At 65.8% G+C, this 18,378-nt stretch carries 14 protein-coding genes; 12 read left to right on the top strand and 2 right to left on the bottom strand.

The window, feature by feature from the left end:
• Positions 1 to 207: 207 nt before the first annotated feature.
• Positions 208 to 570 carry a nuclear transport factor 2 family protein gene (locus tag FJ471_RS16310; RefSeq protein ID WP_140804724.1) on the bottom strand — a complete coding sequence of 121 codons (363 nt, stop codon included), beginning with the start codon at positions 568 to 570 and terminating at the stop codon, positions 208 to 210.
• 112 nt (positions 571 to 682) lie between these two features.
• Here FJ471_RS16310 and xylA point away from each other — a divergent pair, with 112 nt between their 5' ends.
• Together xylA and FJ471_RS16300 are read left to right on the top strand one after the other, a co-directional pair.
• Complete coding sequence (xylA, locus tag FJ471_RS16305; RefSeq protein WP_140804722.1) at positions 683 to 2,008, top strand: xylose isomerase; 1,326 nt, start codon at positions 683 to 685, stop codon at positions 2,006 to 2,008.
• Between the two features lie 255 nt (positions 2,009 to 2,263).
• Entirely contained in the window at positions 2,264 to 2,467 is a 204-nt protein-coding gene (locus FJ471_RS16300) for a hypothetical protein (protein ID WP_140804720.1), read from the top strand.
• A 2-nt stretch (positions 2,468 to 2,469) separates the two neighbouring features.
• On the opposite strand, the gene FJ471_RS16295 is transcribed toward FJ471_RS16300, so the two are convergent.
• Positions 2,470 to 3,450, bottom strand: coding sequence for a GlxA family transcriptional regulator (locus tag FJ471_RS16295; RefSeq protein ID WP_140804718.1), 981 nt, complete (start codon positions 3,448 to 3,450; stop codon positions 2,470 to 2,472).
• 132 nt (positions 3,451 to 3,582) lie between these two features.
• Here FJ471_RS16295 and FJ471_RS16290 point away from each other — a divergent pair, with 132 nt between their 5' ends.
• The 10 genes from FJ471_RS16290 (at position 3,583) to rpe (ending at position 18,355) form a co-directional block, all read left to right on the top strand.
• Positions 3,583 to 4,506: a 3-keto-5-aminohexanoate cleavage protein gene (locus tag FJ471_RS16290; protein ID WP_140804716.1), complete on the top strand. Its 924-nt coding sequence runs from the start codon at positions 3,583 to 3,585 to the stop codon at positions 4,504 to 4,506.
• Positions 4,507 to 4,520: 14 nt separating this feature from the next.
• Positions 4,521 to 5,147 carry an HD domain-containing protein gene (locus tag FJ471_RS16285; RefSeq protein ID WP_140804714.1) on the top strand — a complete coding sequence of 209 codons (627 nt, stop codon included), beginning with the start codon at positions 4,521 to 4,523 and terminating at the stop codon, positions 5,145 to 5,147.
• A 5-nt stretch (positions 5,148 to 5,152) separates the two neighbouring features.
• A complete protein-coding gene (locus FJ471_RS16280; protein WP_140804712.1) occupies positions 5,153 to 6,289 on the top strand; it encodes a carnitine 3-dehydrogenase in 1,137 nt (378 codons plus the stop codon).
• A gap of 4 nt (positions 6,290 to 6,293) precedes the next feature.
• Positions 6,294 to 7,457, top strand: coding sequence for an acyl-CoA dehydrogenase (locus tag FJ471_RS16275; RefSeq protein ID WP_140804711.1), 1,164 nt, complete (start codon positions 6,294 to 6,296; stop codon positions 7,455 to 7,457).
• 64 nt (positions 7,458 to 7,521) lie between these two features.
• Positions 7,522 to 9,600, top strand: coding sequence for an acetate--CoA ligase family protein (locus FJ471_RS16270; RefSeq protein ID WP_140804709.1), 2,079 nt, complete (start codon positions 7,522 to 7,524; stop codon positions 9,598 to 9,600).
• Complete coding sequence (locus FJ471_RS16265) at positions 9,593 to 10,375, top strand: carnitinyl-CoA dehydratase (RefSeq protein WP_140804707.1); 783 nt, start codon at positions 9,593 to 9,595, stop codon at positions 10,373 to 10,375. The genes FJ471_RS16270 and FJ471_RS16265 overlap by 8 nt, the downstream gene beginning before the upstream one ends.
• A 26-nt stretch (positions 10,376 to 10,401) precedes the next feature.
• On the top strand, positions 10,402 to 11,337 hold the full coding sequence (locus FJ471_RS16260) for an alpha/beta hydrolase (RefSeq protein WP_140804705.1): 936 nt from the start codon (positions 10,402 to 10,404) through the stop codon (positions 11,335 to 11,337).
• 365 nt (positions 11,338 to 11,702) lie between these two features.
• Positions 11,703 to 13,667 (top strand): hypothetical protein, encoded by a 1,965-nt coding sequence (locus FJ471_RS16255; protein ID WP_140804703.1) that lies wholly within the window; start codon positions 11,703 to 11,705, stop codon positions 13,665 to 13,667.
• 11 nt (positions 13,668 to 13,678) lie between these two features.
• Positions 13,679 to 17,557 carry a hypothetical protein gene (locus FJ471_RS16250; RefSeq protein ID WP_140804701.1) on the top strand — a complete coding sequence of 1,293 codons (3,879 nt, stop codon included), beginning with the start codon at positions 13,679 to 13,681 and terminating at the stop codon, positions 17,555 to 17,557.
• A 120-nt stretch (positions 17,558 to 17,677) separates the two neighbouring features.
• Positions 17,678 to 18,355 carry a ribulose-phosphate 3-epimerase gene (gene rpe / locus FJ471_RS16245; RefSeq protein WP_140804699.1) on the top strand — a complete coding sequence of 226 codons (678 nt, stop codon included), beginning with the start codon at positions 17,678 to 17,680 and terminating at the stop codon, positions 18,353 to 18,355.
• The last annotated feature ends 23 nt before the right edge of the window (positions 18,356 to 18,378 follow it).

The raw sequence follows: 18,378 nt of genomic DNA, 5'->3' as shown, positions 1-18,378 counted from the left end.
GCTGGGTCAGGGAGGCGCGAGGCCCCCCTCTCTGCCCTGCCGGCCATCTCCCCCTCAAGGGGGGAGATTGGCAGTTGGGGCGCTGGCTCTTTTCTTTCGGCGTCGGTGGTTGGCGAAGGTCCGCGTGACGATCGATCTCCCCCCTTGAGGGGGAGATGGCCGGCAGGCCAGAGAGGGGGGCCTCGCGCCTCCCTTACCCAGCAACCCTCACTGCGCCGGCACCTTGTCGAGGAAGCCCGTGACGCTCTTCAGGCGGCCATCCTCGATAACGCCGATGTCGGTGCCCTCGATGACGGACTCGACACCTTCGGGTCCGAGGTTCCACGAGAAACGGATCTTGTCGGCGAAGCCGTCCGGCTCACCCTTCAGCGAGAAGCGGAAGCCGGCGAAACGCTGCTGGACGCCTTCGATAAGTGCTGCGACGCCGGCATGGCCGTCGCCCTGCATGACCGGGTCGCGATAGCTGACGTCGCTGGTAAAGGCCGCTTCGAGCAGGGACTTGCGGCGAGCCGCATCGCTCTCGTTCCAGGCGGCGATGTAGTTGCGGGCGATGGTGTTGAGGTCGGTCATTGTCATGTTCCTTCGTTGGATCGTTTCGACATGACTGTTTTGATCGCGCAAAAGAGCGAAACCAATTACGCCTGAGGTAATCGGGCGAATGCACTCGGAGAGGAAGAAAACCATGAGCAGCGGATTTTTCGGCGACATCAAGACGATCAAATATGAGGGGCCGGATTCGACCAATCCGCTGGCCTACCGCTTCTACAATCCCGACGAGGTCGTGGCCGGCAAGCGGTTGGAAGACCATCTGCGCTTCGCCGTCGCCTATTGGCATTCCTTCGCATGGCCGGGCGGCGACCCGTTCGGCGGCCAGACCTTCGATCGGCCGTGGTTCGCCAAGCCGGGCGGCGTCGACACGATGGAACTGGCCAGGCTCAAGGCCGACGTCGCCTTCGAGATGTTCTCGCTGCTCGGCGCGCCCTATTTCTGCTTCCACGACGCCGATGTGCGTCCGGAGGGCAAGGATTTCTCGGAGAGCGCCGCGCGCCTCGACGAGATCACTGACTATTTCGCCGACAAGATGAAAAAGACCGGCGTCAAGCTGCTCTGGGGAACAGCGAACCTGTTCTCGCACCGCCGCTTCATGTCGGGCGCCGCAACCAACCCCGATCCGGACGTGTTCGCCTATGCGGCGGCGACAGTGAAGAAGTGCATCGACGTCACCAAGAAGCTGAAGGGCGAGAATTATGTGCTGTGGGGCGGGCGCGAGGGCTACGAGACGCTGCTCAACACCGACCTCGCCCGCGAGCAGGAGCAGGCCGGCCGCTTCCTCAACCTCGTCGTCGACTACAAGCACAGAATAGGCTTCAAGGGCACGATCCTGATCGAGCCGAAGCCACAGGAGCCGACCAAGCACCAGTACGACTACGACGTCGCCACGGTGTACGGCTTCCTCAAGCGCTTCGGGCTGGAGAACGAAGTAAAACTTAACATCGAGCAGGGCCACGCGATCCTGGCCGGCCATTCCTTCGAGCACGAGTTGGCCCTGGCCAACGCGCTGGGCGTCTTCGGCTCGATCGACATGAACCGCAACGACTACCAGTCCGGCTGGGACACCGACCAGTTCCCCAACAACGTGCCGGAAATGGCGCTGGCCTATTACCAGGTCCTGCAGGGCGGTGGCTTCAAGACCGGCGGCACCAATTTCGACGCCAAGCTCAGGCGCCAGTCACTCGACCCGGACGATCTCCTGATCGGCCATATCGGCGGCATGGACGCCTGCGCTCGCGGCCTGAAGGCCGCGGCCAAGATGATCGAGGACAAGGCGCTGTCCGGTCCGCTCGCCGAACGCTATGCCGGCTGGAACACGGCCGAAGGCAAGGCGATGCTGTCGGGCAAGCGCTCGCTGGAGGAGATCGCCGAGCGCGTGGTCAAGAAGAAGATCGAGCCGCAGCCGCGTTCCGGCCGCCAGGAGTTGCTGGAAAACATCGTAAACCGCTACGTTTAGAGCGGGTCCGGCCCTGCATTCGCCGCGCGTGGCCGCATAGCCACCGCGGCCCGCCTCTGCTGGTCGGCGTTGCGCAGGTGAGCCGAGACGATGATGGAAGCAAGCGAGAATCGGCTTGCCGCAGATCAACCTTGGCTGACAAAACTTTGCCCCGCGATGCCCCTCAATGACCTCGTTCTTGCCTTCAAACAGCCGTCACGGAACTCGTATAAACGAGGCTCCTGTGGCGGGTGAAGAAGAAGGAGGCGAACCGATATGCAGCACGAACGCGAAATCGACGCCCTGCTCTCGTCCGGCGAAGCCGGATCGATCATCGACCGGTTGATGGCGTTGCCGCGGCCGACCGACGACGTGAAGACCGAATGGGACCGCGCCGTCAGCAACCGCTTTGAAATCCGTCTGGCGAGACAGATGCGCTCGCAGATGGGCAGCGCCGGCGAGCGCAAGAGCGCAGCCTGACCCTACCCCCGGCGAAGCCTGACCGGCGCCTCGCCGAACGCTCTTGAAAATGCCCTGGAAAATGCCGCGGCGGACGAAAAGCCTGTCCGCCCGGCAATATCCGCCATGGCGATGCGCGTGTCGACCACCAGGCGGCGGGCGGCGCTGAGGCGCAGCCTTAGATAATAGGCGCCGGGCGTCTCGCCGATCGATTTGCGAAAAATGCTTTCCAGCGTCCTTGCCGTGACACCGGCGCGTTTTGCCACGGCGTCGATGGTGAGCGGCTGGTCGACATGCGCTTCCATCAGCCGGATCGCCTGGGCAAGCCTTGGATCGTAGCCGTCGAGGCGGCCGAGCGAGACCAGCGGCTGCGCGTCGGTCGCCGCACGGGCCTGGTCGTAGATGAAGACGCTCGCCACATCGAGCGCCGCCGCCATGCCGAGCCTGGTGCGGACGAGATGCAGCATCAAGTCGAAGGTCGGCGAGGCGCCGCCCGAGGTGAAGACCGGCCCGTCGATGACATAGCGGTCCGGCCGCACGTCGACGCCGGGAAAGGCGGTCGAGAAATCCTCCATGTCTTCCCAATGCGTTGTGGCGCTGCGGCCTTCGAGCAGGCCGGCGCGCGCCACCAGCCAGGTGCCAGCCTCGACCCCGCCGCAGGCGCGGGCCGCACGCGCCGCGCGGCGAAGGCCGGCAAGCAGCGCCGACGTGGCGTAGTTCTGCGTGCCGAAGCCGGCGACGACGACCAGCATGTCGGTCGGCTCACCGGCATCGAAGCGGCCGCTGACCGCCACCGGCAAGCCGCAGGTGGTGACCGGCGCCTCGCCGGTGACCGAGACCAGCTTGAAGTCGAACGATGTCTCGCCGGAAATGCGGTTGGCCGCGCGCAGAGGATCGACAGCGGAGGCGACGCACATGATCGACGAGCCCGAGAACACCAGGAACGTCACCTTGAGTGTTTCATGTTCGGATCGAAAGATCGTCGGTTTTTCGCTTTTGATCATGAGGTCTTCGTAAAACGCAAAACAGTTTCCGGCAAGTCGGGCATTCTTGATGAATTCCCCGTGCATGCCGTGCCGTTGTCGGCTCCCGCTTATGGGTGGCATGCGTGGCTGATCGAATCTGGGAGGATCAAGATGCCGCTTGCGATGAACCGCGAGGTTTTCATTACCTGTGCCGTGACCGGTTCCGGCGGCACGCAGGACCGCAGCCCGCATGTGCCGCGCTCGCCCAAGCAGATCGCCGATTCGGCGATCGACGCCGCCAAGGCGGGCGCGGCGATCGTCCACTGCCATGTGCGCGACCCCGAGACCGGCAAGCCGCGACGCGACGTGCACCTCTACCGCGAGGTGACCGAGCGCATCCGCGACGCGAACGTCGACGTCGTGCTCAACCTCACCGCCGGCATGGGCGGCGACATGGTGTTCGGCTCGACCGAGGCACCGCTGCCGCTCAATGAAAAAGGCACCGACATGGGCGGCGCGACCAACCGCATGGAGCATGTGCGCCAGTGCCTGCCGGAGATATGCACGCTGGACTGCGGCACGATGAACTTCAACGAGGCCGATTACGTGATGACCAACACGCCCGGCATGCTGCGCGCCATGGGCGGCATGATGACGGCGCTGGGCGTCAAGCCCGAGATCGAAGCCTTCGACACCGGTCATCTGTGGTTCGCCAAGCAACTCGTCGAGGAAAAGGTGCTCAACGCCGACGCGCTGGTGCAGCTCTGCATGGGCGTGCCGTGGGGCGCGCCGGACGACCTCAACACCTTCATGGCGATGGTCAACAACGTGCCCTCGACCTGGAACTGGTCGGCCTTCGCCATCGGCCGCAACCAGATGGCCTATGCCGCGGCGGCGGTGCTTGCCGGCGGCAATGTCCGCGTCGGCCTGGAAGACAATCTGTGGCTCGACAAGGGCGTGCTGGCGACCAATGCGCAGCTCGTCGAACGCGCTGCGAGCATCGTCACCAATCTCGGCGCCAGGATCCTCGGGCCGGAGGAAGTGCGCAAGAAGCTCAACCTCACCAAGCGGGCGCCGATCGCAGCGGCGGCGTAAGGCGGGCGTTGGTCATGGCTGATACCGTCAAGTTCACCGCGATGAAGGACGGCGACAGGGAAGACTACGAATTCCTGACCGCCCATGAGATCGACTATGCCGCCAAGACCGGCGACCGGCTGCTCGATGCGCTCGTGCAGCTTGACGAGGGTCTTTCCGGCTACAAGATCACCCGGCTCGGCCATTCGCTGCAGGCGGCGACGCGCGCCTGGCGCGATGGTGCCGACACCGATTGGATCGTCTGCGCCCTGCTGCACGACATCGGCGACATTTACGCGCCCTACAATCACGACGAATATGCGGCTGCGATCCTGAAGCCTTTCGTGCGCCAGCAATGCACCTGGGTGGTGGAAAAGCACGGCGACTTCCAGCGCCTCTATTACGCGCATCACGTTGGTGGCAACCGGCATGCGCGCGAGCGCTTTGCCGGCCACCTCTATTTCGACGATTGCGACCAGTTCTGCGAGCGCTGGGACCAGTCGAGCTTCGATCCCGACTACGAGACGCGGCCGGTCGAGTTCTTCCGGCCCTTCGTGCTCGAAGTCTTCGCCCGCAAGGCCTATGACCCGGCGGTGATCCGCGCCGGCGAGCGCGTGGCCCTCACCAACCCCGATACAGCCAAGACGAGAACCGGAGCCTGACAAGCATGAGCATCATCAACAAGGCGGCCGCCATCGGCGGCGGTGTCATCGGCGCCGGCTGGGTGGCGCGGCTGCTGCTCAACGGCATCGACGTCTCGATCTTCGATCCCGATCCCGAGGCCTCCCGCAAGGTCGGCGAAGTGATGAAGGGCGCGCGCCGCGCCTATAAGCAGATGCTGCCCGGCGGCCTGCCCAAGGAAGGCAAGCTCACCTTCGCCAAGACCATCGCCGAGGCGGTAGCGGACGCCGATTTCATCCAGGAAAGCGTGCCGGAGCGGCTCGACCTCAAGCACAAGGTGCTGGCCGAGATCGACGCGCATGCGCCGGCCAACGCCATCGTCGGCTCGTCGACCTCCGGCATCAAGCCGACCGACATGCAGGTGGCGATGAAGAAGCACCCGGAGCGGCTGGTGGTCGGCCATCCGTTCAACCCGGTCTACCTCCTGCCGCTGGTCGAGATCGTCGGCGGCCAGCAGACTTTCCCCGAGGCTATCGAGGTGGCCAAGGAGCTCTACGCCTCGATCGGCATGAAGCCGGTGGTGGTGCGCAAGGAGATCGAGGCCTTCGTCGGCGACCGCCTGCTCGAAGCCGCGTGGCGCGAGGCGCTGTGGCTGGTCAAGGACGGCATCTGCACCGTCGAGGAACTCGACGACATCATGCGCTATTCCTTCGGCCTGCGCTGGGCGCAGATGGGCATGTTCCAGGTCTACCGCGTCGCTGGCGGCGAGGCCGGCATGCGTCACTTCATGGCGCAGTTCGGGCCGTGCCTGAAATGGCCATGGACCAAGCTGATGGACGTGCCGGAGTTCAACGACGAGCTGGTCGATCTCATCGCCACCCAGTCGGACGAGCAGGCGCACGGCCTGTCGATCCGCGAGCTGGAGAAGATCCGCGACGACAATCTGGTCGCGATCATGGAAGCGCTGTCGAAGCAGAACAAGGGCAAGGGCTGGGGCGCCGGCGCGCTGCACAAGGATTATACCAAGCAGCTCGCCAAGCTGGCGGCGAAGCCGGCCGCCAAGGCAGACGGCAAGGCCAAGGCCGCCAAGCCGGCGAAGAAGGCCGCAACGCCGGCAAAGGTTGAAAAGCCAGTAAAAGCTGGCAAGGCCGACAAGGCGAAAAAGAGCAAGAAGAAGGGCTGAGGCGATGGATTTCGGGCTTTCGGAAGAGCAGAAGCTGATCGTCGAGACGACGCGCGCCTTCGTCGAGAACGAGCTTTATCCGCATGAGCGCGAGGTGGAGCGCACCGGCGAGCTGCGCCGCGAACTGATCGACGAATTGAAGGCCAAGGCGATCGGGGCAGGCCTCTACGCGGCCAACATGCCGGCCGATGTCGGCGGCGCGGGTCTCGATACGGTGAGCTGGCTGCTCTACGAGAAGGAGCTTGGCCGCGCCAATTACGCGCTGCACTGGACCTGCGTGGCGCGCCCGTCCAACATCCTGCTCGCCGGCACGCCGGAGCAGCGCGAGAAATACCTGTTCCCCTGCATCCGCGGCGAGAAGTGGGACTGCCTGGCGATGACCGAGCCGGGCGCCGGTTCCGACCTGCGCGGCATGAAGGCGACCGCCGTGCAGGACGGCTCGAACTGGGTGCTCAACGGCACCAAGCATTTCATCTCCCATGCCGACATCGCCGACTTCGCCATCGTCTTCATGGCCTCGGGCGAAGAGGATTCGCCGCGCGGCAAGCGCAAGAAGATCACCGCCTTCTTCGTCGACAAGGGCACCAAGGGTTTTTCGGTGCGCGATGGCTACCGCAACGTCTCGCATCGCGGCTACACCAATTCGATCCTGGAATTCGACGACTGCCGGCTGCCGGCCTCCCAGGTGCTCGGCGAAGTGCACAAGGGTTTTGATGTCGCCAATTCCTGGCTCGGCGCCACGCGGCTGCAGGTCGGCGCAACCTGCCTCGGCCGTGCCGAGCGCGCGTTGTCGCACGCCATCGAATATGCCGCGCAGCGCCAGCAGTTCGGCCAGCAGATCGGCAAGTTCCAGGGCGTCTCCTTCAAGCTCGCCGACATGGCGACGGAGCTGAAGGCCGCCGACCTGATGGTGTTCGAAGCCGGCTGGAAGTACGATCAGGGCACCGTCACCGACCAGGACATGGCGATGGCCAAGCTGAAGGCCACCGAGATGCTGGCCTTCGTCGCCGACGAAGCCATCCAGATCCATGGCGGCATGGGGCTGATGGACGACCTGCCGCTGGAGCGCATCTGGCGCGATGCCCGCGTCGAGCGCATCTGGGAAGGCACGTCGGAGATTCAGCGACATATTATTTCGCGGGCGCTGCTGCGTCCGTTCGGAGCTTAGAGCATGATGCGCCAAAGCCAGGATCCGGCTTTGGACAGGATCGTGCTCAAACGAAAAGATGGCCATGCATAAACTCGAACGTCTCCTGCGCCCGAAATCGATCGCCGTGTTCGGCGGGGCGCAGGCCGCCGCCGTCGTCGCGCAATCGATCAAGATGGGCTTTGCCGGCGAAATCTGGCCGGTGCATCCGACCAAGGACGAGGTCGCCGGCCGCAAGGCCTACCGCTCCGTCGCCGACCTGCCTGGCGCGCCGGACGCGGCCTTTGTCGGCGTCAACCGGCATCTCACCATCGAGGTGATCAAGGCGCTGGCCGAGCGCGGCGCTGGCGGCGCCGTCTGCTTTGCCGCGGGCTTCCTGGAAACCGAGGCCTATGACGAGGACGGCGAGCGGCTGCAGGCGGAGCTCGTCACTGCTGCCGGCCAGATGCCGATCATCGGGCCGAACTGCTACGGCCTGATCAACTATGCCGACGGCGCTCTTTTGTGGCCCGACCAGCATGGCGGCATCCGGCTGGCCGAGGGCGGCAGGGGCGTCGCCATCATCACCCAGTCGTCCAACATCGCCATCAACATGACGATGCAGAAGCGCGGCCTGCCGATCGCCTTCCTGATGACGGCGGGCAACCAGGCGCAGACCGGCCTTTCGGAAATGGCGCTCGGCCTGATCGAGGACGAGCGCGTCACCTCGCTTGGCCTGCATATCGAGGCCTTCGATTCGGTAGCCGGCTTCGAGCGACTCGCCGCGCGTGCGCGCGAATTGAAGAAGCCGATCATCGCCATGAAAGTCGGGCGGTCCGAGCAGGCGCGGCAGGCGACCGTGTCGCACACCGCCTCGCTCGCCGGCTCCGACGCCGCCTCCGGCGCGTTCCTGAAGCGGCTCGGCATTGCGCGCGTCGATTCCATTCCCGCCTTCATCGAGGCGCTGAAGCTCCTGCACATCACCGGACCCTTGCCCGGCTACAAGCTCTCGTCGATGAGCTGCTCGGGTGGCGAGGCTTCCGTGATGGCCGACAGCGCCGAAGGGCGCTGGGTGCATTTCCCGTCGCTTACCGATCAGCATCGCGCGCATGTCAAATCGACGCTCGGACCGCTGGTCGCGGTCGCCAACCCGCTCGACTACCACACCTTCATCTGGAACAACGAGCCGGCGATGACCGCCACCTTCACCGCCATGGTGTCGGGCGGCTTCGACCTCAACATGCTGGTGCTCGACTTCCCGCGTCCCGATCGTTGCTCCGACGTCGACTGGTGGGCGACGCTGCGCGCCTTCGAGGCGGCGCTGAAGACCAACAAGGCGCAAGGCGCGATCGTCTCCTCGCTGCCGGAGAACCTGCCGGAGGAATACACCGCCGGCCTGATGGCGCGCGGCATGGTGCCGTTGTTCGGCATCTCGGAGGCCATGGACGCCGCCCAGGCCGCCGCCTTCATCGGCTGGGCTTGGCGCGAGCCGCAGGCACAGCCGGTCGACACCACTGCGGCAGGCGCGTCCGAAGCCAAGCGCGTGACGCCGGACGAAGCCGAGGCCAAGGAAAGGTTGATCAAGGCCGGCCTGCCGGTGCCGAAGGGCGAGCGCGCCTCCAACGCGGTCGAGGCGGTGATCTCGTCGATGACGCTGGGCTTCCCGGTGGCGCTGAAGGCGCTCGGCGTGACGCACAAGTCGGAAGTCGGCGCGGTCAGGCTGAACCTCAAGGACGCCGAATCCGTCAGCGCCGCCGCGCATGATCTTCTGCCGCTCGGCACCGGGCTCTATGCCGAGCGCATGGTCCGCGACGGCGTCGCCGAGCTGATCGTCGGCTTCACCCGCGACCCGATGTTCGGCGTGGTGATGACGCTCGGCACCGGCGGCGTGCTGGTCGAGCTGTTGCGCGACAGCGTCACCCTGATGCTGCCGGCGACGCGCGACGACATCGAGGCGGCGCTGCGTGGATTGAAGCTCTATCCGCTGCTCGAAGGCTATCGCGGCCGGCCCAGGGCCGACGTCGACGCCGCCATCGACGCCATCGCCGGCATTGCCGGCTTCGTGCAGAAGAACGAAGGCGAGATCGAGGAGCTCGACATCAACCCGCTGATCGTCTGCGCCAAAGGCAAGGGCGCCTGGATCGCGGACGCCCTGCTCGTGCTTGGAGAAAAGAAGAATGGCTGACGTCATCACCACCCGCCGCGAAGGCGCTGTCCTCGAAGTCACGCTCGACCGGCCGAAGGCCAATGCCATCGACCTCAAGACATCGCGGCTGATGGGCGAGACCTTCAAGGCGTTCCGCGACGATCCCGAGTTGCGCGTCGCCATCGTCAAGACGGCCGGCGACAAGTTCTTTTCCGCCGGCTGGGACCTGAAGGCGGCGGCGGCCGGCGACGCGGTCGACGGTGACTATGGCGTCGGCGGTTTTGCCGGGCTGCAGGAGCTGCGCGACCTCAACAAGCCGGTGATCGCCTGCGTCAACGGCATGGCGGTGGGCGGCGGCTTCGAGCTGGCGCTGTCCTGCGACCTCATCTACGCGTCGGACCATTCCTCCTTCGCGCTGCCCGAGATCCGCGCCGGCACGCTGGCCGACGCCGCGACGATCAAGCTGCCGAAGCGCATCCCTTACCACATCGCCATGGACCTCCTGTTCACCGGCCGCTGGATGGACGTCGCCGAGGCACATCGCTGGGGCCTGGTCAACGAAGTGCTGCCCAAGGACAAGCTCGAGGAGCGCGTCTGGGAGATCGCAAGATTGCTCGCCAGCGGCCCGCCGCTGGTGTTTGCCTCGATCAAGGAAACGGCGCGGGTTGCCGAGGCGCTGACCTTCCAGGAGGCCATGAACAAGGTGACGCGTCGGCAGCTGCCGACAGTGGATGTTCTCTACGGGTCGGAGGACAATATGGAAGGGTTCCGGGCGTTTGCCGAAAAGCGCGATCCGGTGTGGAAGGGCAAGTGACTCTGCTGAGATGATGGCCACCCATCATGACCGACTACAAAACCCTCATCGACGCCGAAACCTGGGCCTTCATCGAGAAGACCAACTCCTATTATCCGCCCGATACGATCGACTATACGATCGAACAGCAGCGCGCGATCTACGACCGGATGTGCCGCGAGTTCTTTGCCGGCTATCCGGATGGCGTGACGGCAGAGACGACCGCCATAGCCACGCCAACCAACAGCATCCCGATCCGCATCTATCGCAACACCGTCCCGAACAAGGCAGCGATGGTGCTCTACATCCATGGCGGCGGCTTCATCCTGGGCGGGTTGGACAGTCATGACGATGTCTGCGCCGAGCTCTGCGCCCGTACCGGCTTCGAGGTGGTCTCGGTCAACTACCGGCTGGCGCCGGAGCATCTGCATCCGGCCGCCTTCGACGACGCCATGGGCGCCTTCGAGTGGGCCGCCAGGACCTACGACTGCCCAGTCGTTCTGTGCGGCGACAGCGCCGGCGGCAACCTTTGCGCGGCGACAGCGCATGCGACGCGCGGCCATGCCAAGAAGCCGGCCGGCCAGATGCTGATCTATCCCGGCCTCGGCGGCGACCACTCCAAGGGCTCCTACGTTACGCATGCCGAGGCACCGATGCTGACGGTGCGCGACCTCGACTTCTACAAGCATATCCGCACCGGCGGCGTGGACCGGACCGGCGACATCACGCTCTTTCCGCTCGCCGACGCCGATTTCGCCAATTTGCCGCCGACGGTGCTGCTCACCGCGCAATGCGACCCGCTGTCGTCCGACGGCGAAGCCTATCGCGACCGTATCGTCGCGGCCGGCGGACACGCCACCTGGTTCGAGGAGCCGGGGCTGGTGCATGGTTATCTCAGAGCCCGGCACATGGTCGGGCGGGCACGGATCAGCTTCACCCGCATCGTCGAGGCAGTTTCGGTGCTGGGCCGCGGCGACTGGTAACGCCCCTGGCAGCCGAAACCGTTTTCCGCTCCGCGATCCTGACATGAACCTTTCCCTGCCTGACAGCGACTGATGGCCAGGCGCCGCAATGGTGCGGCCCGGAAAGGGAAAGCCCCATGACCAGAAACCCAGAGACTCCGCGGTCTCCGGGAACAACGGGAGTCCAGCGCGATCGCCGCCTTCGGGAAGGGGTGGACGCGCTGGGCTTTCGGCTCGTTCCGTTGACCCTGCCCAGGAGCAGGCGTATCGTCAAAAAGAGGAAAGCAGACAATTCGATCGGGGAAGAACGTGCCGCAACGCCGCGCCTTGCCCTGGTTGGCGCGATAGAACCGGACGTTCCTTCCAGCGGCTTCGGGGGGAGTTCAATGTCTGGCGTTCGCGGCTCGTTCCTGCGTTCCCGTGGCGGCCGTTTGCGCCGCGCAATCGCGACAAATAGCGGAATTCTCGCCCTGGCGCTGTCCGCCGGCCTCTGGTTTGGCGGTGCGGCGCAAGCGCAGGAAACCCAGATCATCTATCCCGGATCGATGGCGGTCACCGGCTTTCCGGGCACCGTGATCCCTAATTTCGATCAGGGCTTGCCGCCCGGCGTCGATCCGGTCGACGAGACGTTCATCGACACGTCCCGCGCATCCTTGCGCGTTTTCGACGTCTCGCATCTCGGCGGCCCGGCCTCGGGCCAGCTCGTCTTCACGCCGCCACCCTTCGAGGTGACGGCCGGTCAGATCGGCGAGGTGTTCGGCCTCACCTATGACGACGGCGTGCGCGATGGCGTGCCGTCGGGCATTCCCAACCTCTACGCGGCCGCGACCTCGCTGCATGGCGTCGAGATCGTCACGCCGGACGCCGACAGCGATGGGCGTCCGGAGCGGCAGCGCCGCGGCGCCGCGGGTGCCATTTTCATGGACGGCCAGTTCGGCACCGAGAATGGCGGCGGTCCGGGCACGATCTGGAAGATCGATGGCATCACGGGCGCCGTCTCGAAATTCGCCGACATCGACACCAACAGCGGACCCGGCATCGGCAATCTTGCCTTCGACCCGATCCATCGCGAGTTCTTCGCGTCCGACCTCGACACCGGGCTGATCCACCGGATCGACGCCAACGGCCATCTGATCGACACGTTCGACCATGGTGTCGCCGGGCGGCCGGCACATGGGCTTAGCCCCGTCGCCGACGACGGCGCAATCATGGACATCCAGGGTGCGGCCTTCGATACGGAAGACCCCGAGACCTGGGGCTATACGCAGGACGAGCGCCGGGTCTGGGCGGTTTCCTATCATGGCGGCCGGCTCTATTATTCGGTCGGCGAAAAATCCGAGATCTGGTCGGTCGGCATTGCGCGCGACGGCACATTCGCCGGCGATCCGCGCTGGGAGCTGACGGTCAAGGCGGACAAGGACTATGCGGTCACCGACATCGCCTTCGACAACAAGGGCTTCATGTATCTCGCCCAGCGCGGCCCGGTCGAAAACCGCTACGATTACAGCCGCTTCGCCGATTCCGGCAAGGGCGAGCTGATCCGTTATTGGCGCGAGGACCCGGATGATCCGTCTACCGAATCCGTTTGGGTCGAGGTGCCGCAGGAATACGCAGTCGGCTTCCCGCAAGGAAACCGCCAGTCGGCCGGCGGCGTCGATCTGCAATATGGCTATGACGCCGATGGCAATCTCGACACTTCCGTCTGCACCGACACCGTCGTCAACACCGGCGACAAGTTGCGCGACAACCCCGAGCTTGCCGAGCGGCTCGCCGCCGGTGGACCGTTTGCCGTGCATGGCGTGCAGCTGACGCCGAGCGCGTTGGTCAAGCCGGCCAACGTGCCGCCTTTCGGCTCCTGGTTCGTCGATTTCGACGGCTATTTCGAAGACCCCGAGGTCGAAGGCCATGTCGGCGACGTCAGGGTCTGGCGCCCCTGCGAGGGCCGCGCCGGCTACTATGAGGAAATCCCCGGCGGCGGCCATCTGCCTCCGTTCTATCCGCCCGACTTCCCGCCGCCCGGCAATCTGCCGCCCTGCGTCGACGTCGAGGACGTGCACTATTACTGCACGCCGCGCGGGCTTCGGGCCGAACTCACTCTCCATGACCATGCCGGCTTCGGCGGCGATTCGATCAAGGCGCAGTCCAGGACGCCCGGCGTCGGGGTGAACACTCCCATGTCGCATGTCCCGGGCAAGCCCTACACGGTCGACATCACTGGCCACAATCCTGGCGACACCGTCAATGTCGGGCTCTGCTTCTTCCGCAAGTCCGACCAGGACAAGGGTGGCTACTACCCTTGCTGCAAGATGACGCTGCCGCTCAGAACGCCAGCCGTCAGCTGCGAACGTTGAGGGAGGGACAGATGACAAATCTCGGCCTTTCCCGCCTCGCTTCGCGCGAAACGAAAACCGTCATGGAGACGATCATGAAACCCCTGTCATACGCCAGGCGCGGCGCGCGCTGGCTGATGGCGGCCGGTATCGCGGTCGCCATGCTGCCGGCCCTGCCGGCGCTCGCCGAAGACACCGCCCCGGCGAAGCTCACCGAAGTCGCCGGACCGGAACCCAGGCTCGACCTGGACAACCCGCGCGTCGTCAACCCCGAACCCGGCCGCATCGTGCCCTTCTTCACCAAGACGGGCGGCCAGCGCGGCTGCGACTATGTCTATTACACGCTGACCTTCGGCCTGCGCGGCAACGAACAAGCCTTCGGCAATCCGGCTTTGGCCAACGCACTCAAGAACGCCAAGATCGAGTTCAAGGACCAGCTTCCGCATGGCCTGAAGATCGTCAGCGTGAATGTGACCGGCGACGGCACGGACGCCGGCGGCGGCCCGCTGCCGGCGGCCACGATCAGCAGCTCGGCCAATCCCGACGATACGGCGACGGTTTCCGACTTCCGGATCTCGGCTTCCGATCTCGACGGTTCGGGCGCGCCGAACGAACGCGTCATCACCTTCCGGATTCTGGGCAAGATCGACCAGGCGGCGTTTCCCGCGCCGGCCAATGTCGACAACCAGGGCCTGATCAAGGTGACGGCCGGAACCGGCACCGGGACGATCATCTCGTCGCAGGATCCGAGCAAGCCGGATGACGGCAACATCCTCACCGGCGAAAAGACGACGGTGCGCATCGACGTCACCAAATGCAACCCGCCGCCTCCGCCTCCCGGCAAGGAATGCTTCAAGGTCGAGCGCGGCACGGTCGACTGCGTGCCCGGCGGCGGCGCCTTCATCTACCACATGCCGGTCGGCCCGGAGATGGGCGGCAAATGGGTGCAGGTGTCGACGACGACGCCCGGTGTCACCATCGTTCCCGACGCGCAGAAGGTGCCGGTCGGCGGCGGCGTGCTGAACTGGAAGATCATCGGCGCTTCGCCCGGCGAGGCCATCCACCTCATCGTCACCGGCATCGAGACCTATGCCGGGCCGAAGGAAGGCTGGGGGCTCTGCTGCACGCAGGTGATCGACATCGTCATCCCGCGTGATTTGAGATGCCCGCCGAAGGACAAGGAGCCGGATCTCAAGGTCGAGAAGCATGCCGACGTGCCGCGTTGCACGATGGCCGGCGGCTGCGACTTCACCATCACCGTCACCAATGTCGGCGACGCGCCCTATAACGGCAAGATCGTGCTCGACGAGGTGACGCTGCCGGCAGGCTCGGTGCTGACCTCAGGGCCGAATGCGCCCTGGGTCTGCGCGCCCGGCACGACGCCGATGACCTGCACCTATCCGCCGACCACGCTCAACCCCGGCGCTTCGGTCAACCTCAAGCTCGGCTTCAAGCCGGCGGGCGGCTGGCAGGGCAGCGTGCTGCGCAACTGCGCCGCCTATGACTACCAGGCCAGCGGCAAGCCGCTGTTCGGCAGCCAGCAGAACGACCGCGGCTGCGCCTCGATCCCGATCTGCCGGCGTGGCGATCGCGATCCGCAGTGCAATCCGCCGGTCGAGAAGAAGGTCGACCTGATCCTGAAGAAGCGTGCCCGCATACCGGTCTGCACGCCGGACGGCGTCTGCTACTTCGTGATCGACATCATCAACAACGGCACCGCCACCTATAACGGGCCGCTGACGGTGACCGACACCTATCCCGGCGGCGCGCCGACCTCCTCGACCTTCGGGCCGAGCCCGCCCTGGACCTGCGGACCGAACGGCCCCGGACAGTTCCGCTGCGACAATGCCGGCATCTCGCTGCCTGCGGGCGCCTCGACGCCGATCGTCGTCAAGGCGGTGATGCCGGCAAACTACCGGCCGGATAGTGTCGAGAACTGCGCCGAGGTGAAAGGCATTCCCGGCGAGGTCGACCTCGCCAACAACAAGGCCTGCGCCACCGAGCGCATCCGCCATCCGAATGGCGGCCAGCCCAGCCTGCGCATCACCAAGACCTGCGGCGGCGATCAACTCGTTGCCGCCGGACGTGTCGCTTGCCGCATCACCGTCACCAATGCCGGCACCGCCGCCCCCACGGGACCGGTGCGGGTCAACGACGCCGCGACGCTGGTGTCGGGGGGCGCGCCGGTGCAGGTCCAGACCGTGGCCCCCGACGGCGCGGAGTGGAGCTGCGGGCCGGTGCCTGCCAACGCGCTGTCGTGCCAGATTCCCGGCGCCGTGATGACGCCCGGAACCTCCAGGCACTTCGACGTGACGGTGAGCGGCAATGGCGCGTTCGAGAACTGCGCGCGCGGCTCCTACGGGCCGGCGCCGGGCGACGACATCGTCTATCCGATCAACCAGGCCTGCGCGAAAGGCGGCGGCACTTCCACCATCCGTGTCGAGAAGACCGGCGACGCCGAGTGCCAGCCCGGCCAGCCCTGCTCGTTCGAGATCACCATCACGAACGATGGCCAGAGCCCCTTCTCCGGTCCGGTCCGCATCGGCGATGCGATCGGCGTGGAAGGTCTCGGCCGGCTGGAAGGCGTCGAGATCACCTCGATCGATCCGCCTTTCGGCTGCTCGCCGGAACCAACGACGCTGCCTCTATCCTGCGTCGCCAACCTGACGCTGGGCGCGGGCGAAAGCCACACCCACCACGTCACCGTGATCCTTCCCGAGGAAGGGCGTCTTGCCGATCTGCAGGGAACGGTCAACGGGCAGAACTGCGTCGGCGTGCTGCCCCCGGACACGCCGGTGCAGGGCGGCGGCGAGGTTCTCAACCGCGACCTGACCAATGTCCAGGGCGATCGCGGCAGGGCCTATGCGTGCCACCCCTTCAGCATCAGGCATGAGGTGAAGAACCAGTGCTCGTTTGGACTGGTGCTGAACTCGGCCGGCCGCTGCGTCTGCCCGGAGGGCACCACCTTCCGCAACGGCCAGTGCACTGGTGGCGGCACCAAGCTTGTACCGCTGCCGGTGCCGCCGCGCTGCGTTTTGCTGCAGGGCCAGATCCGGACGGCGGACGGACGCTGCGTCTGTCCGCGCGGCACGGAGCTGGACAACGGCAAATGCGTGCGGGGCGAAGAGCCGCAGGAGCCGCAATGCACGCTGCGTCCGGGCCAGTATCGCGACCAGGACGGCAACTGCGTGTGCCGCCGCGGCGAGCTGGTGAACGGCGTCTGCCAGGTCATCGGGCCGAAATGCACGATCCGTGGCGCGGTGCCGACTTCGGACGGCAATGGCTGCGCTTGCCCGGACGGTACGCATCTGGACCGCGTGGTCAAAGCCTGCGTGCCGGACAAGCAGCCGCCCGCTCAGTGCCGGATACGGGGCCAGTCCCGCAATGGCGACGGCGATTGCGTCTGCCCGAGCCGGACGGAAGTGCGCGACGGCGCCTGCCGGCCGATCGTGTCGAGGCAATGCCCGATCCGCGGTCAGGTGCGCGACACCAGCGGCAACTGCGCCTGCCCGGACGGCTTGGAAGTGCGGGGCAAGGCCTGCCAGCGGCCGAAGCCTGCGCAGAAGCAGTGCACCATCCGCGGTCAGGTCCGCACCAAGCTGGGTGACTGCGTCTGCCCGCGCGGGACCGAAATCCGCGACGGCGCCTGCCGCAAGCCGCAGCAAGAATGCGCGCCGGGCTCGCGCTTCATCGAGGGCCAGTGCCAGCCGATACTGACCAAACGGCGCTGCCCTGTCGGCACGACCGGACGGTTCCCGGACTGCACGCCGATCCGCAGGCGGCCGGGGGTCGAGATCAACCCGGGCATGCTGCTCAACCCGAACGTGCTGCAGCAACTGGTGCCGCAGCGCCAGCCGCGGCGCGTGCTGCAGGATCCGGCAGGCGCCAACATCCAGAACTACAAGCCGTAATGTTATACGGATAAAGACGACGACCCGCCGGAGCGATCCGGCGGGTTTTTCTTGTCCGCTTGGCTGCAAAATGCTCTAGGCAGTCCTGACATTCGCGTCTGAGATAAGGCCAGCCGACCCATGACCAAAAAAACCCTGATCGCGCCATCGGTGCTGGCGTCGGATTTTTCGAAGCTAGGCGATGAGGTCGAGGCTGTCGCGGCCGCTGGCGCCGACTGGATCCATCTCGACGTGATGGACGGCCATTTCGTGCCCAACATCACCTTCGGGCCGCCGGTGATCAGGGCGATCCGCAACCGCACCAAGGCCTTCTTCGACTGCCATCTGATGATTGCGCCGGCCGATCCTTACCTGGAGGCCTTCGCCGAGGCCGGCTGCGACGGCATGACGGTGCACGCCGAGGCCGGCCCGCATCTCGACCGCTCGCTGCAGACCATCAAGAGCCTCGGCAAGAAGGCCGGCGTCTCGCTTAATCCGGCGACGCCGGAAACGGCGATCGAATATGTGCTCGACCGGCTGGACCTCATCCTGATCATGACCGTCAATCCGGGCTTCGGCGGCCAGGCCTTCATCCCGGCGATCGTCGACAAGGTGAAGCGGGTCAAGGCGCTGATCGGCAGCCGGCCGATCCACATCGCGATCGATGGCGGCGTTTCGGCCGAAACGGCGCCGCTGGTGACCACGGCCGGCGCCAATGTGCTGGTGGCGGGCGCCGCCGTCTTCAAGGGCGGCAGCGTCGAAGCCTATAGGGCAAATATCGAAGCAATTCGCACCGCTGCCGACAGGGTCGCCAATTAAACGTATACCTGCCTCGTCTCTCG

Source organism: Mesorhizobium sp. B2-7-1 (assembly GCF_006440735.1).
GTDB lineage: Bacteria > Pseudomonadota > Alphaproteobacteria > Rhizobiales > Rhizobiaceae > Mesorhizobium.
The sequence above is the reverse complement of the archived record's forward strand: the minus strand, read 5'-3'. Positions and strand labels throughout refer to the sequence as shown.